Raw genomic sequence first — 20644 nt, 5'->3', positions numbered from 1 at the left:
GGCCGCGAGTCAGATGAAAGCGAGCTCGACGATGAGCAGCACCCCCGAAGAAACCGCTCCGTACGGCGGCGCACCCGCAGGCCCCGCGCCGATCAAGCGGATCCGCACCCACCACGTGCGCGAGATGAAGCAGCGTGGCGAGCGGATCTCCATGCTGACCAGCTACGACCAGCTGACAGCCCAGATCTTCGACGAGGCCGGGATCGAACTCCTCCTCGTCGGCGACAGCGCGTCCAACAACGTGCTCGGCAACTCGACGTCGCTGCCGATCACGGTCGACGAGCTGATCCCGCTGACGCGCGCCGTGAGCCGTTCGGTCTCCCGCGCGATGGTCGTCGGCGACCTGCCCTTCGGTTCGTACCAGGCCTCGCCCGAGCAGGGGTACCTCACCGCCGTCCGCTTCATGAAGGAGGGCGGTGCACACTGCGTGAAGCTCGAGGGCGGCGTCGAGATGGCGCCCCAGATCGAGAAGATGGTCAAGGGCGGCATCCCCGTGATCGGACACATCGGCTTCACCCCGCAGTCCGAGCACACCCTCGGCGGCTACCGCGTCCAGGGCCGCGGCGAAGCAGCCGAGCGTGTGATGCGCGACGCGATCGCGGTCCAAGAGGCCGGCGCGTTCGCCGTCGTCATGGAGATGGTTCCGGGTGACGTGGCTGCCGAGGTGACGGCCAAGCTCGACATCTCCACGATCGGCATCGGCGCCGGCAACCAGTGCGACGGCCAGGTGCTCGTGTGGCAGGACGCCTTCGGCCTGCGCACCGGCAAGCTCCCCCGCTTCGTCAAGCAGTACGCCGACGTCCGCTCCGTGCTCCTCGACGCTGCCCGCGCCTACGACTCCGAGGTGAAGGGCGGGTCCTTCCCCGCCCCCGAGCACACGTTCTGACGGAGTTGGGTGGGTGAGAGTGACCTCTGGGTCACTCTCACCCACCCAACTCAGGAGTCAGCGGTCAGGCGAGTCCGCGACGGGCGAGCAACGGCTCGATCGGCGCAGGCCGGCCGCGCCACTCCTCGTAGGACTCGAGCGGGTCGCGGGTGCCGCCGATGCCGATCACGTGGCGGCGGTAGCGGTCACCGTTCTCGCGGGTGAGGCCGCCGTTCTCCTTGAACCACGCGACGGTGTCGGCGTCGAGCAGCTCGCTCCAGATGTAGGAGTAGTACGCCGAGGCGTAGCCCGAGCTGAAGCTGTGGGCGAAGTACGACGTCGCGTACCGCGGCGGCACCGCGGCATTGTCGAGGCCGACGGCCGCCAGCGCCTGCCGTTCGAAGGTGAGCACGGCAGCGGGATCGGTGGGCACGTCCTCGGGTGCGAGCTCGTGCCAGGCGAGGTCGAGGAGCGCCGCTGCGAGGTACTCACTCGTCGCGAACCCCTCGTTGAAGGTCTCCGCGGCCTCGATGCGGGCGACGAGGTCGGCCGGGATCGGCTCGCCCGTCTCGTGGTGCACGGCGTAGTTCGCGAGCACCTCGGGCCACAGGATCCACATCTCGTTGACCTGGGACGGGTACTCGACGAAGTCGCGGAACACGGCGGTGCCGGAGAACTTCGGGTAGGTGGCGCGGGCCAGCAGGCCGTGGAGTGCGTGCCCGAACTCGTGGAACAGCGTGCGGGTCTCGTCCCAGGTGAGCAGCGTGGCCTCGCCCGCAGCCGGCTTCGGGACGTTGAGGTTGTTGACCACCACGGCGGTGTCGACACCCAACAGCTCGGACTGGCTGACGAAGCTGCTCATCCAGGCGCCGCCCCGCTTGGAGTCACGGGTGTAGAGGTCGAGCAGGTAGAGGCCGATCGGGGTTCCGTCCTGACTGACCTCGAACACCCGCACGTCGGGGTGGTAGCCCTGCAGGTCGGTGCGTTCGGCGAAGGTCAGTCCGTACAACCGTTCGGCCGCGAAGAAGACCCCGTCGTGCAGCACTCGTTCGGCCTCGAACCACGGACGCAACGCGGCCAGGTCGACGTCGTACTGGGCGGAACGCACCTTCTCGGCGTAGAACGCCCAGTCGGCTGCCTCGACCGCGAATCCGGCTTCGGCGGAGAGGGCGTCCTGCTCGCTGCGCGCGTTGCGGGCGGCGGGCGCAGCCAGGCGTTCGAGGAGGGAACGCACGGCCTTGGGGGTGCCCGCCGTGTTGTCCGCGGTCACCACGGCGGCGTGGTTGTCGAACCCGAGCAGTCGCGCGCGCTCGGCGCGCAACCGCAGGATGTCGAGCGCGATCGAGCGGGTGTCGTGGGCGCCACCCCGACTCCCCCGGGCGCGCTGCGCGTCGGACAGGCGACGGCGGACCTCGCGGTCAGTGAGCGCCGACAGGTGCGGGTGTGCGGTCGGCAGGACCAGCGTCAGCAGGTACTTCCCCGTGAGCCCCCGTGACTCGGCGGCAGCGGCCGCCGCCGACACCTCACCGGGGGTCAGTCCGTCGAGGTCGGCGACGTCGTCGATGACGACGGCCAGGTCGTTGCTGTCGGCCTGGAGTGCGAGCTCGAAGGCCGTCTCCTTGCTGGAGATGTCCTCGTTCAGCGCACGCAGCCGCTGCTTCTCGTCCTCGCCCAGCGCAGCGCCCGCCAGCCGGAACTCGATGACATAGCGCTCGACGAGGTACGACGCCTCGGGCTCCAGCGTGCTGCGCTGGCCGTCCACGACCTGCAACCGGGCCCAGAGGTCCGCGTCGAGCAGGATCGCGTCACCGTGCGCCGCGAGGCGTGGGGCGAACTCCGCACGCAGGGCGTCGACCGCCGGGCTGGAGTCGGCGCTGGCCTTGTTGGAGAAGATCCGGAGCACCCGGGTCAGGCCGGTCCCACTGCGCTCGAGCGGCACGAGCGTGTTGTCGAAGGTCGGCGCCTCCGGGTTGCCCGTGATGGCTGCGATCGCCTGGAGCTGATCGGCCATCGCGACCTCGAGGGCAGGCCCGTAGTCAGCGTCCGCGATGTCAGCGAAGCGCGGCAGCTGGTGCGGGAGGTCACTGGTTCCGAGAAGTGCGTCCGAGGTCACGGGCACACTCTAGATGGCCGAATCGAAGCCACCAGGCTTGTGACACCATCCCGACATGCACGCCGAGGATCAGCACGTCCGCTCGCGGAAGAACCTCAAGCACCAGCGGGTCTCCCGCGTCGAGGTCGAGGGGCCCGTCTGGTTCATGGCCCCGACGGTGACCAAGACCCCGCTGCGGATCGGTGCGTTCAGCTACCTGGTCGGCGGAGTCATCGACTACTGCGCGGAGATCGGCCGCTACTGCTCCCTCGCCGCGGGCGTGCGGATCGGTGAGCCCGACCACCCCACGGACTGGATGTCGACATCGCCGTTCCAGTACGACGGCGGCCGCTTCGGCTGGCATCCCGACGCCGCCGAGGGCAGCCCGGTCAAGGCACACGGATTCCCCCGCGGACCCGCCGTCATCGGCAATGACGTGTGGATCGGGGCCAATGCCGTGATCCTGCGCGGCGTCACGATCGGCGACGGTGCGGTCGTGGCGGCGGGCGCGGTCGTGACCAAGGACGTGCCGCCGTACGCCATCGTGGGCGGGGTGCCCGCCCGGGTGCTGCGGCCTCGCTTCGACCAGGACCTGGTCGACGAACTGCTCGACGTCCAGTGGTGGCGGTTCAGCCCCAACCAGCTGGCCGGGCTGCCGTACGACGACCCGCGGGCGGCCGTCGCGGAGCTGCGCCGACGCATCGCCGACGAGGGCCTGGCTCCGTACGACGGCGAGTGGCGGGCCTACGAGGCCGAGACCGCACCAGCGCCGGAAGCAGCGCCGGCAGCGCCGCGGCGGTGGCGGCGCACCCGACGGGACTGATCAGGCAGTCGGCGCCGCGGCCTCTGCGGTCGGCTCCGTGGCCGGTTCCGGGCTCGGCGGGGGCGGCGGCGGAGGCGGAGGCGGAGGCTCCGGCGCGGGCTCCGGTTCGGCAGCAGCCGTCGGCTGCGGTGCGGGCTCCGGCGCCGGTTCCGGCGCCGGCTCCGGAGCGGGAGGCGTGTCGGCAGGCGGTGAGGCCGGTTCGGGCTCGGGTTCGGGCTCGGTGGACGGCGCGGGATCGGTCGGCTCCTCCGAGGGAGGATCCACGGGGTCGCCCGAGTCACTCGGGTCGATCGTCCCGCCGGTACCGGGGTCACCGGGGTCCACCACAGGCGGCGTTGCCTCCTCACCAGGACTGTCCGTACCCGACGGCGGTGGCTGCGGCGCGGCCTCGCGCGCCGACGTGGACCCGGACCGCGCACAGTCACAGATCTCGGCGAGGTCCGCGGGAATCGACATGGTGCCCGGGAGGGGCAGGAACACCGGCACGGTCGCCATCTCGTCGGCGTACACCGACGACAGTTCGAGGACGGTCTCGGCGAATCCCGGCGTGAGGTGGTAGGCCGTCAACGCCGCTCGCAGGGTCTTCTCGTCGGCCAGGTCGCGGCCCCCGGCGCACAGCACCACGGCCGCCGCCAGCGAGGCATCGTCCACGTCCTGCGGATTGCGTACGTCGTCGCTGTCGGCATCGACCGCCACCGCAGCCCACGTGGCCGGCATCAGTCCGAACGGTCCGACCGGCGCGTCCCACCGCAGGTCGTGGTCGATCGTGCCCGCGTCGGTGTCGTCGACCGTCCCGCGGCCACCCTGGCCGTCGAGGGGCTTGCCCACGAGCGCCGGCGTCACCAGGCCGTTCACGTCGACCTTGTGCGCAGCGTTCTCGCCCCGTCCGTGGTTGGACTCGATGCGCGCGATGGCAGCGAGGGTCAGCCAGTCCAGGTGGCAGTCGGCGGTGAGGTTGATGATCGCGGCAGCCCGCTGGTAGGCAGCCGACGTACCGAGGGGTGCATCCAGCAGGGCGCCCGGGTAGCGCGCAGCGAGCGGCGCGCGTCGTACCAGGGCAACCGGTTCCACGAATGCGGGAGCGGGCTCGGCGGCGGCCGCGATGGGGGCTTCTGCTGCGGGGACCGATGTCGTCGGGCCGGCCGGCGCAGCGACGGGAGAGGCGTCATCCGAGGTGATCCTGCGGACCAGGCTGGTCTGCGAGGCCACGACCGCGAGCACCGTGACGAGAACGGCGGCCAGCACAGCGGTGGTCGTCAGGCGACCCTGCCACCGCGACGCGCGATGCTTTCGCCGCTGGAAGAGCATGGTGGCGACCCCCATAGTCACCCTCCTCGGTCCGGTCGGAGTTTCCCAGTGTTCGCCTGTCTGCTCCGTTCTGCACGCGAATCAGGGATATCTGCCCCTTCAAGCAGCGATCTTTACCCTTCGGTCCCCTGCCGATCTTGGTCCCGGGCATCACCCGGCCACCTGTTCGCCACCGGATGAGAGGATGCGCGCGTGGCTGAACTGACCTTCCGTACCGGAACCATGGACGCCGGGAAGTCGACGCTCGCGCTGCAGACCAACCACAACCACGCCGCCCGTGGGCGGATCGGCCGGCTGTTCACCTCCCACGACCGGGCAGGCACCGCGAAGGTGTCCTCGCGGCTCGGTCTGACCGCCGACGCCCTCGAGGTGGAGCCGACGTTCGACTTCTGGCGCTTCACCGTCGATGCCCTGACCCAGGGCGCGCGGATCGATTACTTCATCTGCGACGAAGCGCAGTTCTACACCTCCGAGCAGGTCGACCAGCTCGCGAAGATCGTCGACGAGTTGCAGATCGATGTCTTCTGCTTCGGCATTCTCACCGACTTCCGCACCCGGCTGTTCCCCGGCTCGGCGCGCCTGGTCGAGATCGCCGACCGCACCGAGGTCCTGCAGGTCGAGGCCCTGTGCTGGTGCGGTCGCCGCGCGACCCACAACGCCCGCACCGAGAACGGTGTGATGGTCACCGAGGGCGAGGTCATCGTGGTGGGCGATGTCGACGGCGACACCCCGACGCACGTGCACGACGACCTGGACGTCGCCTACGAGGTGCTCTGCCGCCAGCACCACCGGCGCGGCCTGACCGCCGCACGGGCACGCGCCGTCAGCCTCTCCCCCGAGCCGCTGCCCTTCGCATAGTCAGTCGAGCAGGATCGGGATCAGCATCTCGTCGGGCGTGAGCGATCCGTGCATGCCGATCAGCTTCGACTCGTAGGGGAATCCCTCGGTCGACAGCACGGCGAAGTCGCCCCGGCACGCGACGACCACGTCGCCGATGCGCGGCAGGACGGACGGGTCCACCGGCCCGAACCAGCCACGGGTGATGGCCTCGCCGCGGGTCATCACGTCCGCCCGTTCGCCCAGCACGGAGCGCCAGGTGTCGACGACGTCGGGGACGGCGCCGCCCTTGCAGTACAGGTGGCGGAAGCGTGCCTCGCCGCCGACGAGAGCGACCCCTGCACGAAGGTCGTCGTCGTGGTTCACGTCGATCCGCTCGGAGCCCGGGACGTCGACCATGCCGTGGTCGGCGATCACCAGGAGGCGACGGTCGCGGGGAAGGGCGTCCCGCAGCTGCTCGGCCTCGTGGTCGATCATCGCCAGCTGCTGGAGCCACTGGCTCGAGGCGACGCCCCAGCGGTGGCCGGTCCAGTCGAGGTCGCCGTCGTACACATAGGTCAGGGCTGGCTGCCGCGGTGCGGGGCGTGAAGCAGCCACGACGGCGGCGATCCGCTCGCCGACCCGGTCGACGCCGACGTAGTCGGCCCCACGGTGGGCAGCCACCGTCAGGCCGCTGCCGTTGAACTCACGCTTGTTGACGACGGTGACCCGCACGCCGGCGTACTGCAGCGACGTGAACGCGGTCTGGTGCGGCTGCCACTGGGTCGGCTCGATGTCGGCGTCCCAGGTCAGGGCGTTGAGCAGGTCGCTGGTGCCGGGGATCCGGGTGGTGAAGCCGACGAGGCCGTGCGCTCCCGGAGTCAGGCCGGTGCCCAGCGAGGTGAGGGACGTCGACGTCGTCGAGGGGACCCCAGCGGTCGCGGGTGAGGAACCCGCCAGCAGTGAGGAGAGGTACGGCGCCGCGTGGGCGTAGCGCTCGAGGAGCCGGGCGCCGAGCCCGTCGATGAGGAACACGACGTACGACGCGGCGTCCGGAAGGGTCAGTCCGGTGGGGGCCGGGCCGAGCGGGCTGCCGAGCGCCTGCGCCGCGGCGGGGACGACGTCGCCGAGCGAGCGGACGCCGTACGCGGGCTCGCAGAATCCGCTCACGCCGGTCTGTTCCACGACCACGTCGATTCAGCCCCGGGTCAGCGCGGAGAGCGACGCGGCGAAGGACAGGAGTCCCCCGACCGCGTCCTTGCCGTCGGCGGCCGCGGAGACCCGAAGCGAGAAGTCATCGGAGGAGAGACTTCCGGTGTAGCCGTGGTCGGCGTCGCACTGCGGATCGGCACAGCCGGCCGGTTCCAGGTCGACCCGGCTCACCGCACCCCAGCCGATCGTGAGCACGGCCTCGGCCGGCGGCGTCGGGCCGGCGGTCGGGTTGGTCGTCATCCGGGTCACCACGACCGATGCGACTGCCCGCAGGCTGACAGCCTCGGTGGAGGTCGAGGTGTACGGCTCGGGCAGCAGGTCGTCGCCCGCGTGCTCGTCGGTGTGCGCCAGGATCAGCCGGCTCGGCGTCAGGACGACGACCGTCTGGTGCCGGCGGACCTCGTCACGCTCGAAGGTCGGCTCGTGGTGCACGTAGTACGACACGACCGCTTCGCCGCCCAGGGCGCCGGTGACCGCATCGGCGACCACCTCCGGGTAGTAGCCGGTGCGGTTGATCGCAGTCTGGAGGTCGGCGATCCGGTCGGGTTCGTCGCCACCGCGAAGACGTGCATTCGGCATGGACGCATCCTCGCACGGCAGCCGGAAAGCGCAGCGAGAGGCGTCGACGACTCAGTCCGGGATGGTGGATTCCAGGTCCGGCATCCGTCGCACCAGAGAATCGGGCCGCGGGTCCTTGATCGTCGCGACCCGGGCCGTGGCGGTGAGCGTCTGCGCGCCGTCGACTCCCGCAAGGACGAGGGTGAGCTCGAGGGAGCTGACGTTCGGCAGGTCGTTCTTGAGGGCGGCGACGCGGGTGATCAGGTCCTCGACCGCGGCCACGTCGACGGCGTCAGCGCCGCGGTACCCGAACAGCAGGGGCGAGCTCTTCACCTCGCGCACCATCGAGGCGACCTCGTGCTGGCCGAGCGGCGGAATCCGGTAGGACCAGTCGCCGAGCAGCTCGATGACCGGGCCGGAGATGCCGAAGGACACGACGGGACCGAACAGCGGGTCCTCGAAGGATCGGATCGCGACGGGCACGCCCGGAGGCGCACTGCGCTGGACCACGAACCGCCCCATCGCCGGGTCGATCAGCTGGGTCAGCGTCTCCCACGCATCACGCATGTCCTCGGCGTCGCTGATGTTGCGCCACACGTGGGTCTGGTCCGGGCGCTCCCTCAGGGAGTCGAGGGTCGACTTGAGGACGACGTCCCAGCCGAGTGCCTCGCCGGCGGCGACAGCCGCCTCGGCGTCGGCCACCGGGCGGGTGGGCCACAGGTCGATGCCGTAGTGGCCCAGCAGCTCGGTGACCAACGACTGGTCGAGCTCGATCTCGCGATCGCCCACCTCGCCCTCCGCCGACCGGAGGACCCGCTTGACGAGCTTCTTCGCAGCGGGCACGTCCACCTCGCCCGCGTCGGCGGCCGGGCCGTCGGGCGCGTGCAGCCAGACGGCGTACTCGACGACGCGCGCGAGCGCCCGGACCGCCGCCTCCACTGCCGGGTACGACGGAACCGAGCCTCGTCCGGCAGAGGAACCCGCGACGTCGGGCACGCGCAACAGCTCGGGGATGCCCTCGGCGCCGAGGAACGAGGAGACCAGCGGCTTGTCGGACTGTTCGCCGACGGCGGCCAGGACGTTCGCGACCTCTTCGCCGGTGACGTCGAGCGGCGGGATGTAGACGGCGATGACCGAGTCGACGTCGGGGTCGTCGATCGCGTTGTCGAGGGCGTCCTCGAAGTCCTCGGCCGTGGCGTCCGCACCGAGCGCGACGGACCGGTTGACCACCAGGCCCACGGCGGACGCGGCATCGGCGGCGAGCAGGCCGAGCGCGTCGGAGTTGCCGACGATCGCGACCCGGCGTCCCCGCGGCAGCGGCTGGTGCGCGAGCAGCTGCGCCACGTCGAACATGTCGTCCAGGGTGTCCACCTGGATGACTCCGGCTTGGCGGAACATCGCGTCGACCGCGGCCTGTGGCGCACCAATCCGGCGGACCGCGTGGCCCATCGGCACACCCTGCGTCGTGCGACCCGACCGGACCGCGACGATCGGCTTGCGCTGCGAGACGCGGCGCGCGATCCGCGAGAACTTGCGCGGGTTACCGATCGACTCGAGGTACATCATCACGACCTCGGTGGCGTCGTCCTCCTCCCAGTACTGCAGGAGGTCGTTGCCCGAGACGTCGGCGCGGTTGCCCGCGCTGACGAAGGTCGAGATGCCGAGACCACGGTTCTTGACCTTCTCGAGGATCGCGGAGCCGAGTGCACCGGACTGGCAGAAGAAGCCGGCACGGCCGCGGGTCGGCATGACCGACGACAGCGACGCGTTGACCTGGACGGTCGGGTCGGTGTTGATGACACCGAGGCAGTTCGGGCCGATCAGGCGCAGGCCGTAGGAACGGCAGAGTCCCGCGAGGTGGCGCTGGCGCTTGCGGCCCTCCTCCCCCGTCTCGGCGAAGCCGGAGGAGATCACGATCAGGCCGTGCACGCCCTTGTTGGCGCAGTCGAGGACGACGTCGGTCACCGAATCGGCCGGGACCGCGACGATCGCGACGTCGACGTCATCGGGGATGTCGTTGACGTTCTTGTAGGCCGGCATGCCCGAGACCGCCGGAGCGCTGGGGTTGACGACATAGACCCGGCCGGTGAAGTCGGCGGTGACCAGGTTGCGCACCAGCACCTGGCCGATCGTGTCCTGGCGGCGACTGGCGCCGATGATCGCGACCGACTTGGGGTGGAAGAAGCGCTGGATCGACGCGGCCTCGGCTGCGTGCTCGCGGTCGCGCATGACCCCGATCGCGGTGTCGGTCGGGTCGATGGGGAACTCGAGGGTGATCACACCGTCGTGATAGCCGCTGGCCACGCGGTAGCCGGCGTCGCGGAAGGTGTGGATCATCCGGCTGTTGTCGGGCAGCACCTCGGCGGTGAAGCGTTCGACGCCGCGTTCGCGGCCGGCCTGGGCGAGGTGCTCGAGCAACAGCTGCGCGATGCCGCGGCCCTGGTGACCGTCCTCCACGAGGAAGGCGACCTCGGCCTCGTTGTCGGCCACGACGTCGTACCGCCCGACGGCGATCATGCGTTCCTGCAGGATCATCACCAGCGCCACACGGTCGCGGTGGTCGACGTGGGTGAACCGGCGTACGTCGCGGTCCGACAGCACCGGCATCGGCGAGAAGAACCGGTAGTACTTCGACTCGTCGGAGACCCGCGCGTAGAACTCGACCATGAGTTCCTCGTCCTCGGGACGGATCGGCCGGATGTGCGCCGTACGCCCGTCGCGAAGCAGTACGTCGCCCTCCCAGTGCGCGGGCGGTGCCTGAATCTCCTCGGTCGGGGTCGGGTCGCCAGCGCTCACACCGCAAATCTATCGGTCCCGCCCCCATCCGTCCGGCGTGGCCGGTCACCGATGGCCAGGGCCGACCGGGACAATGACTCCCATGGCACGTCGCACCAAGCAGGAACCCCTCCCGGAGGACTTCGAGGAGCACATCCTCGACACCGACATCGGCGACGAGATGCAGTCGTCCTTCCTGGAGTACGCCTACTCCGTCATCTACTCCCGGGCCCTGCCCGATGCACGTGACGGCCTCAAGCCGGTCCAGCGACGGATCTACTACACGATGAACGACATGGGCCTGCGGCCCGACCGCGGCCATTCCAAGTGCGCGCGCATCGTCGGTGAAGTGATGGGTCGGCTGCACCCGCACGGCGACACCGCCATCTACGACGCCCTCGTCCGTACGGCGCAGCCGTGGTCGATGCGGTTGCCGATGGTGGACGGCCACGGCAACTTCGGGTCGCCCGGTGGCGAGGACCCGCCGGCCGCCATGCGGTACACCGAGGCCCGGATGGCCCCGGCTGCGGTGGCGATGACGGACTCGATCGACGAGGACACCGTCGACTTCAAGCCCAACTACGACAGCCGCGAGTACGAACCGACGGTCCTGCCCTCGGCGATCCCGAACCTGGTCGTCAACGGCACGACCGGCATCGCGGTCGGCATGGCGACCAACATGGCCCCGCACAACCTGATCGAGGTCGTGCAGGCGCTGCGCCACCTGATCGTGCACCCGAAGACCGATCTCGACGGGATCATGCGGTTCATCCCCGGTCCCGACCTGCCGACGGGCGGCAAGATCGTCGGGCTCGACGGCGTGCGCGACGCCTACGAGACCGGCCGCGGCGTCTTCAAGATGCGGGCCACTGCCCGGATCGAGACCATCGGCCGCCGCAAGGGCATCGTGGTGACCGAGCTGCCGTTCAACATCGGCACCGAGAAGGTCATGGAGCGGATCAAGACCCTGGTCCAGACCAAGAAGATCCAGGGCATCGCCGACATGAAGGACCTCACCGACCGGTCCCACGGCCTGCGCCTGGTCATCGAGGTCAAGAACGGCTTCGTCCCCGAGGCGCTGCTCGAGCAGCTCTACAAGCAGACGCCGATGGAGGAGTCCTTCGGCATCAACAACGTCGCCCTCGTTGACGGCCAGCCGCGCACGCTCGGCCTGAAGGAGCTGCTCGAGGTCTTCCTCGAGCACCGCTACGAGGTCGTCCGCCGTCGCTCGCAGTTCCGGCGCAACAAGAAGGCCGCGCGCCTGCACCTCGTCGACGGCCTGTTGCTCGCCCTGATCGACATCGACGAGGTCATCCAGCTGATCCGCACCAGCGACGACGCCTCCGCCGCACGCGAACGCCTGATGAGCGTGTTCGACCTCTCCGAGGCCCAGGCCGACTACATCCTCGAGATGCAGCTGCGTCGCCTCACCCGCTTCTCCCGGATCGACCTGGAGAAGGAGCAGTCGGAGCTGCGCAAGGAGATCGAGGAGCTCGACGCGATCCTCGCCGACGAGGGACTGCTGAAGAAGGTCGTCTCCAACGAGCTGGCCGAGATCGCCAAGACGTTCGGTACCCCGCGTCGCACGGTCCTGCTCGAGTCGGCCGGCTCGACCGCGATCACCGCCGCAGCCGCGCCCCTGGAAGTGGCCGACGAGCCCTGCTTCGCGCTGCTCTCCTCCACCGGCCTGCTGGCCCGCACCACGAACGCCGAGGAGATCGGCAGCGGTGGCGGGCGCGCCAACCACGACGTGGTCGTCTCCGCCATCCGTACGACGGCCCGTGCCGACGTCGGCGTCCTGACCTCGACCGGGCGGCTGCTCCGGCTGGGCGTCCTGGACCTGCCCGCGATCCCACCGTCGGCCAACGAGCCCAACCTCTCGGGCGGCCTGCCGCTCACCGAGGTGCTCGACCTCGTGCCCGGCGAACGCGCACTGGCGCTGACCTCGCTGGCGACCGAGGGCCCCGGGCTGGCGCTCGGCACGAAGCAGGGCGTCGTGAAGCGGGTCAACCCCGAGGTCATCAGCAAGGACGAGTGGGACGTGATCCGGCTCGCCGACGGCGACGAGGTCGTCGGCGCGGTCGAGCTGGTCAGCGGCACCGAGGAGCTCTGCTTCATCACGACCGACGCCCAGCTGCTGCACTACGGCGCCGCGGGCGTCCGGCCACAGGGACGGTCCGGTGGCGGCATGGCCGGCGTGAAGCTGGCGGCCGGCGAGAGCGTCGCGTGGTTCGGTGTCCTCGACCTCGCCTCCCCCGCCGTGGTGGTCACGTCCTCCGGTTCGTCGACCGCGCTGCCCGGCACCGAGCCGGGTGCGGTGAAGGTGACCGACTTCGCCGAGTACCCGGCCAAGGGCCGCGCCACCGGCGGTGTGCGCTGCCACCGGTTCCTCAAAGGCGAGGACACCCTGGTCTTCGCCTGGGCCGGTACGGCGCCCGCGCGGGCCGCCGCAGCGAGCGGTGCCCCGGTCGACCTCCCCGCAGCCACGGGACGCCGCGACGGATCGGGAGTGCCCGGCAGCCAGGCACTCGCCGCCGCCGCAGGCCCCCTGGCCGCCAGCCTGGGCGCCGGCCCGACCGCCGGCCCGACCGCCGATGTGTCAGGGTGATGTCATGACGATCGGACGCACCCGGGTGGCCGCCGCGCTGCTCACCGGCCTGTTTGCTGTGACCGGCCTCGCCGCCTGTTCGGGCGACGAACCCGAGGCTGGCGCGGACTGGTCCGACGCCGGCGTGAAGGCCAAGAAGCTCCTCGACGAGACCAGCGGCATCGAGTTGTCGATCTCCACGGGCGACGACCCCGGGGTCGACTACCTCTCGGCAGCGAGCGGCACGATCACCGCCGACCCGCCGGCCTTCGAGGGCTCGGCCAACGGCAACGTGTCGGGCATCCCGGTCACCGGCGTCCCCGTCATCTCGGTCGACGGCACGATGTACATCGACCACGCCCTCCTCGGCGGCTGGAGCGACCGCTTCCAGCCCGAGGACCTCTGCGCCCCCGACCCGGCGCTGCTCCTGGACCCCGACTCGGGGGTCTCCTCGGTGCTGACCAGCAGCGAGGACGTCTCCGCCGGCAAGACCGAGCGCGGCGGCAAGGACAACAAGGAGACCTTCAGCACCTACACCGGCACGGCCACGGGCGACTCGATCCGCGCGATCCTGCCCTGCGCCGAGGGTGACGCGTTCGACGCGACGTACCGCATCGATGACAAGGGCTACCTCCGGTCCGCCCGCCTGACCGGCGTCTTCTTCCCCGACTCCGACGAGGTCACCTACACGATCGACGTGACCAAGTACGACGTCACCAAGGACATCTCCGCACCGGAATGACCGGCAGGACCGGAATGAGCAGGGACCGGCTTCTCCTCACGTTCTGTGCCATCGCCGTCGCCTTCGCGGCGGTCGACACGTACGTCGTGGTGCTCGCACTGCCGGACATGATGGCCGGCGTCGGCATCCCCATCGACGAGCTGCAGCGTGCGGCACCGATCGTCTCCGGCTTCCTGCTGGGGTACGTCGCCATGCTGCCGCTGATCGGCCGGATCGCCGACCTGCGGGGCCAGGTACCCGTCCTGGCCATGTCCCTCGTGCTCTTCTCGATCGGCTCGCTGGTCACCGCGGTGTCCTACGACCTGCCGAGCATGGTCGCCGGCCGGTTCCTGCAGGGCGTCGGCGGTGGCGGACTGGTGCCCGCCACGATGTCGCTGGTCGCCGCGCTCTACCCGGTCGAACGGCGCGGACTGCCGCTCGGCCTGGTCTCCGCCGTCCAGGAATTCGGCAGCGTGCTGGGCCCGTTGTTCGGCGCACTGGTCCTGTCCTTCACCTCCTGGCGCGGGATCTTCGCGATCAACCTGGCCGGCGGGGTGCTGCTGGTGCTGGTCGTCGGCGCACTGGCTCGCGGCTCGGTGGTTGAGGTGCGAGCGCCAGCGAGCCTCGAAACCCCCGCAGGCGATGCACCTCACCGGGTTTCGAGGCTCGCTGCGCTCGCACCTCGACCAGCGGCGGCCGTCACCGCACTCCTGCTCGCGATCACCCTCACCGCCGGGGTGATCACCTTCCTCGAACCCGCGTCGATCCAGCGCGACCTCACCTGGGGCCAGCTCTTCATCCCGTACGTCGACGGCGGCAGCCGCTGGGTCACCCCGATCGGCCTCGTCACGATCGGCTCCTTCGTCGCGTTCCTGGTCTGCTGCTGGTTTCTGCCCCGGCCCCTGGTCGACCTGCGCGGCTGGTTCCGGCACCTGCTGGACGCGGACCTGCTCGGCGCCGGCCTGCTCGCCGCGGCCCTCGGCGGCATCGTCCTGGCGTTCGCCACGGCCGACCCGGAGGTGGCGGTCTTCTCCCCACAGGGTCCGTGGTTCCTCGTGGGCTCGGGGATTGCGGTGATCCTGCTGCTGGTGCACCTGCGCCGTGCCGATGACCCGATCGTGCCGCGCGGGGCGCTCCGGGCGACGCCTGCGTGGGGCGCCCTGGTCGTCAGCTTCCTCGTCGGCTGGGCACTGATCGCGGCGCTGGTCGACATCCCGCTGTTCGCACGCACGACCACCCAGCCCGACTCACAGCTCGGCGCCGCGCTGGTCCTGCTCCGCTTCCTTGCCGCCTTGCCGTTCGGTGCCATCGTCGGCGGGTGGCTGCTGCGCCGCCTCAACGCCGGCGTGCTGACGGCCATCGGCATGGCGGCGGCAGGTGTCTCGTTCCTCGCGATGGCCCAGTGGGACGCCACGAGCCTCGACGGCTTCGGCTCGAACGTCCCCCTGGTGATCGGCGGCTTCGGCTTCGGCCTCGCCCTCGCGCCGGTCAACGCCGCGATCCTGGCCAACACCGACGACGACTCCCACGGCCTGGCCAGCGCGCTCGTGGTGGTCGCCCGGATGATCGGCATGCTGGTCGGCATCTCCGCGCTGACGACCATCGGCCTGCGCCGCCTCTACGCCACCCAGGCAGCCGACCCCTCGCTCGGCATCCGCGAGCTCGGCATCGTCCAGGAGCACGCCGTCTTCGTCGGCGCTGCCGTCGCGGCGTTCGCCGCCGCCGTACTGGCGTTGATCCTGTTCGCCCGCGCGGGTACCCGCGAAGTGGACACCGCGGAAGTGCTCCGGACTGCTGGATAGACTTCCGCCATGGGTGAATTCGACGATCTGTTGAAGGCCAACCGCGAGTTCGCGGACCACTTCGAGTTCGGTGGTTTCGACGGCAAGGCCCATGCCGGTGTCGCAATCGTGACCTGCATGGACTCGCGCATCGACCCCCTGAAGATGCTCGGCCTGAAGCACGGCGACGCGAAGATCTTCCGCAACCCGGGTGGTCGCGTGACCGAGGCCGCGCTCGAGGCGCTGGTCCTGGGCGTGCACCTTCTCAACGTCGACCGGATCCTGGTCATCCCGCACACCCGCTGCGCCATGGCGTCGTCGTCCGAGGCCGACATCCAGGCCAAGATCGGTGAGGCGACCGGCCAGGACGTGTCGTGGCACCCGTTCCACGTCATCGCCAACCAGAAGACCGCGCTGGCCGAGGACATCCGTCGGGTCCGCTCGCACCCGCTGATCCCGGAGACCATCCACGTCGGCGGCTTCATCTACGACGTCGACACCGGCCTGCTCTCCCAGCAGGTCTGAGCCCAGCGCCCGGCTCAGGCGTCGAGGAGCGCGCGGAGCGACTTGTCGACGAGCGCGCCCGTCAGCTCGTCGAGTCGCGCGCGCAGCTCGGCCAGCGTGCCGATCGATCCGAGCAGGTCGACCAACGTCCCGGTGTCGGCCACCGGATCGGCGATCGCGTAGTCCATCAGCAGCGGGCAGTCCACCGCCCCGCCGTCCGGCTCGGGCGGCAGGTCCGGCACCCAGCAGCCGACCTCGAGCGCCAGCGTCGCGCGCTGGCCAACGCCCGTGACCCGCGGGTCGACGTACCAGAACAGGTCACCGACCTGCAGCCGCAGGTGACCGCGACGGGCCTTGGCACCCCGCGCCTTGAGGACCTTGACGACGGCCGCCCTCGTGTCGCTCACCACTGCTTGATCGCCCCCACGGAGAAAGAGGGAAAGCGGCAAGATCGCCTTCCTCGCCCAACCTACAGCGCCGTGGCTTCCCGGGCGGCCCCATCCGTGCCATGGTCGGCCCAGCAACGACGTGGACGGAGCACTCGATGGAGATCGTCGCATCATGGCCGGCGAGCTCACCTCTCGCCGGGGTCGGTGCCTGGGCCCGGCGCGCCGAGGACCTCGGCTTCGACGTGATGCACGTGCCGGAGACGATCCACGACCCGTTCACCGTCGCGGCGCTCGCGCTGGCGAACACGACGACCCTGACGGTGCGCACCAGCATGGTGGTCGCCTTCGCGCGCAGCCCGATGCTCACCGCCTACACGGCGTGGGACCTCGCACGGTTCTCCGGCGGACGGTTCCAGCTGGGGCTGGCCTCACAGGTGCGCGGCAACATCATCGGACGCTACGCCGCACCGTGGTCCGAGCCCGTGGCCCGGCTCAGCGACTACGTCGCAGCGGTCCGGGCCTCGTTCGAGAGCTTCCAGACCGGTGCGGAGCTGAACCACGACGGCCCGCACTACCCGCTGACCCGCCTCCAGCCGTACTTCAACCCCGGCCCGTTGGACGTCGCGGCGCCGACGATCTGGACCGGGGGCGTGAACCGCGGGATGTGCGAGCTCGCCGGGCAGGTCGCGGACGGCTTCGTCTGCCACCCCACGAACAGCCACCCCACCATGATCAGCTCGGCGATCCTGCCCGCCCTGCAGACGGGCTGCGAGCGCGCCGGCCGGTCCGGGCTCCCGCGCCTCATTGCCGGTCCCCAACCCCTCATGGCGGCGTCGTACGACGACCTCGCCGCGGTCCGCGATGCCCGACGCCCCGAGCTGGCCTTCCTCTACAGCACCCCCGCCTACCGCCCCCAGCTCGCGATGTTCGACCTCGAGGACCTCGGCGAGGAGCTGACCGCCATGGCAGCGCGATCGGACTGGGCGGGGCTGGGCGACCACCTCACCGACGAGGTCATCGACCGGCTCGTGCCGCAGGGCACCTTCGCCACGCTCCCCGACGTTCTCGCCACCTGGTACGCCGGGTTGTGCGACGGCATCGTGCTCGGCGTCCCGGACGCCCCGGACGACGTGGTCCGCGACCTCGTGCGGCGTTGCCGCGAGATCGACTGATCCCACCAGGCAGCGATCGCGTTCACTCGTCGTCGAAGTCGTACCGCTCCCTGAAGTCCTCCGGCGACATCATCGACAAGTCCCGCTGCACGTCGCCCAGGACGCGCGTGGCCTGCGTGTGTCTGCGCACCCAGGCGATGGTGGCCACCACCTCACCCGACTCCAGCCGGCGGATCTCGATCCGGTGGCGCGGGTCGGTCATGTCGCCGTACCACCCGAAGGTGATGACGGACAGAACGGCGATGGCAACGGCGCCGACCGAGTCGAACTCGTCGATGACCAGTGCTGCCCGATAGAGATGCTTGGCCCGGTCCTCGGGCACAGTCACGGCGACTCCCGCTTCCTCAGCACCGAGCGCCCCACCGTCCCGGCTCGCGTCACGCGTCCAGCGATTCCATGTCGACCTCGTAGGCACCCTGGACGATGAACTCCTTGCGCGGAGCCACCTCGCTGCCCATCAGCAGCTCGAACACCTCGGCCGACACGGCGGCGTCGTCGACCGTCAACCGTCGGAGGGTACGACGACGGGGGTCCATGGTCGTCTCGGCCAGCTGGTCGGCGTCCATCTCGCCGAGACCCTTGTAGCGCTGCACCGGGTCCTTCCAGCGGATGTTCTTCTTCTTCAGCTCGGCGAGCTTTCGCTGCAGCTCGGGGTCGGAGAAGGTGTAGACGTACTTCTCCTGGCCCTTGCGGGGGTTGGAGATCTCGATGCGGTGCAGGGGCGGGACGGCGGTGTAGACGCGACCCTCGGCGACCAGGTCGGGCATGTACTTGAAGAACAGCGTCGCCAGCAGGCACCGGATGTGGGCGCCGTCGGAGTCCGCGTCCGCCATGAAGATGATCCGGCCGTAGCGGCGCGCCTCGAGGTCGAAGGTGCGACCCGAGCCGGCGCCGACCACCTGGATGATCGAGGCGCACTCGGTGTTCTTGAGCATGTCGCCGACCGAGGCCTTCTGGACGTTGAGGATCTTGCCCCGGATCGGCAGCAACGCCTGGAACTCCGCGTTGCGGGCCAGCTTCGCCGTACCGAGCGCGGAGTCACCCTCGACGATGAACAGCTCGGTGCGCTCGTTGTCGTTGGCTCGGCAGTCCGCCAGCTTGGAGGGCAGCGAGGACGACTCGAGCGCGTTCTTCCGGCGCTGGGTCTCCTTGTGCTGGCGCGCGGCGATGCGGGTCTTCGAGGCACCGACGACCTTCTCCATGAGGAGCTTGGCCTGGGCCTTCTCGACCCGCTTGGTCGAGGTCAGGAACTCCTTGAGCTGCTGCGCCACGACCTTGCTCACCACCGCCTTGGCCGCGGGGGTGCCGAGGATCTCCTTGGTCTGGCCCTCGAACTGCGGCTCGGCCAGACGCACCGTGACGACCGCCGTCATGCCCTCGAGGATGTCGTCCTTGGTCACATTGTCGTCGTTGACCTTGAGCGCCTTGGTGGCGCGCATCGCCTCGTTGAACGTCTTGGTCAAGGCCGACTCGAAGCCGCTGACATGGGTGCCGCCCTTGGGCGTGGCAATGACGTTGACGAACGACTTGACCTCGGTGTCGTAGCCGGTGCCCCACCGTACGGCGACGTCGACGACGAGCTCACGCTCGACGTCCTGCGGGCTCATGTGACCCTTGTCGTCGAGCATCGGCACCGTCTCGGTGAAGGTGTCGCTGCCCTGCAGCCGGAGCACGTCGGTGATCGCCTCGTCGTGCGCCAGGAACTCGCAGAACTCCCCGATGCCGCCGTCGTGGCGGAAGCGCTCCTCGGTGTGCTCGGCTTCGCGCTGGTCACGGATCACCAGCTCGAGCCCGGGCACGATGAACGAGGTCTGCCGGGCCCGCCCGATCAGGCCGTCCAGCTCGAACTTGGAGTCCTTGGTGAAGATCTGCCGGTCCGGCCAGAACCGGACCCGCGTGCCCGACTTGCCCTTGGCGACACGGCCGCCCTTGCGGCTGAGTCCGGTCGCGGGCGTGAACGGCGCGTCCGGACCGTCGCCGGCGAAGGTGCCGGGACCGCCGCGCTGGAAGCTCATCCCCTGCGTCGCCGGGGAGCGGTCGACGTCGATGTCCATCCGGCTCGACAGGGCGTTGACCACGGACAGGCCCACGCCGTGCAGACCACCGGTCGCGGCGTACGACGACCCGCCGAACTTGCCGCCGGCGTGGAGCTTCGTCGCGACGAGCTCGACACCGGTCAGCCCGCTCTTGGGCTCCTTGTCCGTCGGAATGCCGCGCCCGTCGTCGTACACCTCGACGGAGCCGTCGGGGAACAGGGTGACCTCGACCTTGTGGGCAGCGCCCGCGAGCGCCTCGTCCACGCCGTTGTCGATGATCTCCCAGAGGCAGTGCATCAACCCGCGGGTGTCGGTGGAGCCGATGTACATCCCCGGACGCTTCCGCACGGCCTCGAGGCCCTCAAGGACCAGCAGATGCGCTGCGTTGTAGGTGTTGTCGGCGATGACCTGCTCCTCGAAGTGATGCGGATGACACGGTGGTGGACGCCCACGCGGGGCGGGTGGAGGTACGAATCTACCGGCGACACGCCGGAGTCCGGTGCAGGCACACGGGCTGGGGCGGCGAGACGATGCCAGGTATCCCTCCCACAACGGGAGGGGTCACCGGTCGGACCAGGGAACCCTGATCGATCGGATGGTCACAGGGATGTTTCAAGCGGTGGAAAATCAGACAGCAGACACCCATCAGGTGATTGGATGAAGGCTCCGCAGTGGATTGAAAGCTCACGTTGACGGGAATCTTTGATCCAGTCGCTACGTTGATCACGTCGACACCCGATAGGGGTGAAGACGAAAGAAAGAGAGGCCGAGATGACAACTATCGTTGCTCCCAGCGCCCCGCTCACCGCGGAGGACCGCTGCGACCGTTGTGGTGCCCAGGCCTACCTCCGCGTAGAACTCACCTCCGGTGGCGAACTGCTCTTCTGTGCCCACCACGCTCGCGAGCACGGTGACAAGCTCAAGGAGATCGCGGCGAACGTCCACGACGAGACCCACAAGCTGACGACGAAGCCGGCATTCGCCGACGACTGAGTCACCCCGCTC

The 20644-nt window shown here is 70.0% G+C and carries 17 protein-coding genes; 9 read left to right on the top strand and 8 right to left on the bottom strand.

Annotated features, from left to right (window positions below; all coding sequences use genetic code 11):
• The first annotated feature begins 31 nt into the window (after nucleotides 1–31).
• Nucleotides 32–886: a 3-methyl-2-oxobutanoate hydroxymethyltransferase gene (panB, locus tag ACOACQ_RS23190; RefSeq protein ID WP_378598066.1), complete on the top strand. Its 855-nt coding sequence runs from the start codon at nucleotides 32–34 to the stop codon at nucleotides 884–886.
• 64 nt (nucleotides 887–950) lie between these two features.
• Here panB and ACOACQ_RS23185 read toward each other — a convergent pair whose 3' ends face one another.
• Entirely contained in the window at nucleotides 951–2978 is a 2028-nt protein-coding gene (locus ACOACQ_RS23185; protein ID WP_420289370.1) for a M3 family metallopeptidase, read from the bottom strand.
• 55 nt (nucleotides 2979–3033) lie between these two features.
• Here ACOACQ_RS23185 and ACOACQ_RS23180 point away from each other — a divergent pair, with 55 nt between their 5' ends.
• Nucleotides 3034–3780 carry a CatB-related O-acetyltransferase gene (locus ACOACQ_RS23180; protein WP_420289369.1) on the top strand — a complete coding sequence of 249 codons (747 nt, stop codon included), beginning with the start codon at nucleotides 3034–3036 and terminating at the stop codon, nucleotides 3778–3780.
• Here the strand turns inward: ACOACQ_RS23180 and ACOACQ_RS23175 are convergent, their stop codons facing one another.
• Nucleotides 3781–5103, bottom strand: a complete 1323-nt coding sequence (locus ACOACQ_RS23175) for a hypothetical protein (RefSeq protein ID WP_420289368.1) — start codon at nucleotides 5101–5103, stop codon at nucleotides 3781–3783.
• Nucleotides 5104–5280: 177 nt separating this feature from the next.
• Between ACOACQ_RS23175 and ACOACQ_RS23170 the strand changes: the two genes are divergently transcribed.
• Nucleotides 5281–5946 carry a thymidine kinase gene (locus ACOACQ_RS23170; protein WP_378598076.1) on the top strand — a complete coding sequence of 222 codons (666 nt, stop codon included), beginning with the start codon at nucleotides 5281–5283 and terminating at the stop codon, nucleotides 5944–5946.
• On the opposite strand, the gene ACOACQ_RS23165 is transcribed toward ACOACQ_RS23170, so the two are convergent.
• Genes ACOACQ_RS23165 through ACOACQ_RS23155 form a run of 3 tightly spaced genes read right to left on the bottom strand, consistent with a single transcriptional unit; the run spans nucleotide 5947 to nucleotide 10470 of the window.
• Entirely contained in the window at nucleotides 5947–7074 is a 1128-nt protein-coding gene (locus ACOACQ_RS23165; protein ID WP_378598078.1) for an alkaline phosphatase family protein, read from the bottom strand. It abuts the gene before it with no gap.
• Nucleotides 7075–7101: 27 nt separating this feature from the next.
• Entirely contained in the window at nucleotides 7102–7695 is a 594-nt protein-coding gene (locus ACOACQ_RS23160; RefSeq protein ID WP_378598080.1) for a DUF5998 family protein, read from the bottom strand.
• Nucleotides 7696–7746: 51 nt separating this feature from the next.
• A complete protein-coding gene (locus ACOACQ_RS23155) occupies nucleotides 7747–10470 on the bottom strand; it encodes a GNAT family N-acetyltransferase (RefSeq protein WP_420289367.1) in 2724 nt (907 codons plus the stop codon).
• An 82-nt stretch (nucleotides 10471–10552) separates the two neighbouring features.
• Here ACOACQ_RS23155 and ACOACQ_RS23150 point away from each other — a divergent pair, with 82 nt between their 5' ends.
• The 4 genes from ACOACQ_RS23150 to ACOACQ_RS23135 are packed head-to-tail and all read left to right on the top strand — an operon-like array spanning nucleotide 10553 to nucleotide 16063.
• Complete coding sequence (locus tag ACOACQ_RS23150) at nucleotides 10553–13057, top strand: DNA gyrase/topoisomerase IV subunit A (protein ID WP_420289366.1); 2505 nt, start codon at nucleotides 10553–10555, stop codon at nucleotides 13055–13057.
• A 4-nt stretch (nucleotides 13058–13061) separates the two neighbouring features.
• Nucleotides 13062–13778: an LppX_LprAFG lipoprotein gene (locus tag ACOACQ_RS23145; protein WP_420289365.1), complete on the top strand. Its 717-nt coding sequence runs from the start codon at nucleotides 13062–13064 to the stop codon at nucleotides 13776–13778.
• Between the two features lie 14 nt (nucleotides 13779–13792).
• Nucleotides 13793–15559 carry an MFS transporter gene (locus ACOACQ_RS23140; protein ID WP_420289364.1) on the top strand — a complete coding sequence of 589 codons (1767 nt, stop codon included), beginning with the start codon at nucleotides 13793–13795 and terminating at the stop codon, nucleotides 15557–15559.
• A 9-nt stretch (nucleotides 15560–15568) separates the two neighbouring features.
• Nucleotides 15569–16063, top strand: a complete 495-nt coding sequence (locus ACOACQ_RS23135; RefSeq protein ID WP_378605091.1) for a beta-class carbonic anhydrase — start codon at nucleotides 15569–15571, stop codon at nucleotides 16061–16063.
• A 14-nt stretch (nucleotides 16064–16077) separates the two neighbouring features.
• Here ACOACQ_RS23135 and ACOACQ_RS23130 read toward each other — a convergent pair whose 3' ends face one another.
• The gene (locus ACOACQ_RS23130) at nucleotides 16078–16449 is read right to left on the bottom strand and encodes a hypothetical protein (protein WP_420289363.1); all 372 of its coding nucleotides are present in this window, start codon (nucleotides 16447–16449) and stop codon (nucleotides 16078–16080) included.
• A 137-nt stretch (nucleotides 16450–16586) separates the two neighbouring features.
• Here ACOACQ_RS23130 and ACOACQ_RS23125 point away from each other — a divergent pair, with 137 nt between their 5' ends.
• Nucleotides 16587–17603 carry an LLM class flavin-dependent oxidoreductase gene (locus ACOACQ_RS23125; protein ID WP_420289362.1) on the top strand — a complete coding sequence of 339 codons (1017 nt, stop codon included), beginning with the start codon at nucleotides 16587–16589 and terminating at the stop codon, nucleotides 17601–17603.
• 22 nt (nucleotides 17604–17625) lie between these two features.
• Here ACOACQ_RS23125 and ACOACQ_RS23120 read toward each other — a convergent pair whose 3' ends face one another.
• Both ACOACQ_RS23120 and ACOACQ_RS23115 read right to left on the bottom strand, forming a co-directional pair.
• Nucleotides 17626–17931 (bottom strand): hypothetical protein, encoded by a 306-nt coding sequence (locus tag ACOACQ_RS23120; RefSeq protein WP_378605099.1) that lies wholly within the window; start codon nucleotides 17929–17931, stop codon nucleotides 17626–17628.
• Nucleotides 17932–17980: 49 nt separating this feature from the next.
• Nucleotides 17981–20044: a DNA gyrase/topoisomerase IV subunit B gene (locus ACOACQ_RS23115; protein ID WP_420289400.1), complete on the bottom strand. Its 2064-nt coding sequence runs from the start codon at nucleotides 20042–20044 to the stop codon at nucleotides 17981–17983.
• Nucleotides 20045–20410: 366 nt separating this feature from the next.
• On the opposite strand from ACOACQ_RS23115, the gene ACOACQ_RS23110 reads away from it, so the two are divergent.
• Nucleotides 20411–20632, top strand: coding sequence for a DUF7455 domain-containing protein (locus ACOACQ_RS23110; protein ID WP_056711173.1), 222 nt, complete (start codon nucleotides 20411–20413; stop codon nucleotides 20630–20632).
• Nucleotides 20633–20644 lie beyond the last annotated feature (12 nt).

It is taken from the genome of Nocardioides sp. CPCC 206347, assembly GCF_048654605.1.
Classification (GTDB): Bacteria; Actinomycetota; Actinomycetes; order Propionibacteriales; family Nocardioidaceae; genus Nocardioides.
Note: the sequence above shows the minus strand (reverse complement) of the source record. Positions and strands in the feature narration are given on the sequence as shown.

What these genes read in the sequence shown, in the direction of transcription:
- panB (WP_378598066.1), top strand. Translation starts at nt 32, where the DNA reads ATGAGCAGCACCCCCGAAGAAACCGCTCCGTACGGCGGCGCACCCGCA.
- ACOACQ_RS23180 (WP_420289369.1), top strand. Translation starts at nt 3,034, where the DNA reads ATGCACGCCGAGGATCAGCACGTCCGCTCGCGGAAGAACCTCAAGCAC.
- ACOACQ_RS23175 (WP_420289368.1), bottom strand. Translation starts at nt 5,103, where the DNA reads ATGGGGGTCGCCACCATGCTCTTCCAGCGGCGAAAGCATCGCGCGTCG.
- ACOACQ_RS23160 (WP_378598080.1), bottom strand. Translation starts at nt 7,695, where the DNA reads ATGCCGAATGCACGTCTTCGCGGTGGCGACGAACCCGACCGGATCGCC.
- ACOACQ_RS23150 (WP_420289366.1), top strand. Translation starts at nt 10,553, where the DNA reads ATGGCACGTCGCACCAAGCAGGAACCCCTCCCGGAGGACTTCGAGGAG.
- ACOACQ_RS23145 (WP_420289365.1), top strand. Translation starts at nt 13,062, where the DNA reads ATGACGATCGGACGCACCCGGGTGGCCGCCGCGCTGCTCACCGGCCTG.
- ACOACQ_RS23140 (WP_420289364.1), top strand. Translation starts at nt 13,793, where the DNA reads ATGAGCAGGGACCGGCTTCTCCTCACGTTCTGTGCCATCGCCGTCGCC.
- ACOACQ_RS23135 (WP_378605091.1), top strand. Translation starts at nt 15,569, where the DNA reads ATGGGTGAATTCGACGATCTGTTGAAGGCCAACCGCGAGTTCGCGGAC.
- ACOACQ_RS23125 (WP_420289362.1), top strand. Translation starts at nt 16,587, where the DNA reads ATGGAGATCGTCGCATCATGGCCGGCGAGCTCACCTCTCGCCGGGGTC.
- ACOACQ_RS23110 (WP_056711173.1), top strand. Translation starts at nt 20,411, where the DNA reads ATGACAACTATCGTTGCTCCCAGCGCCCCGCTCACCGCGGAGGACCGC.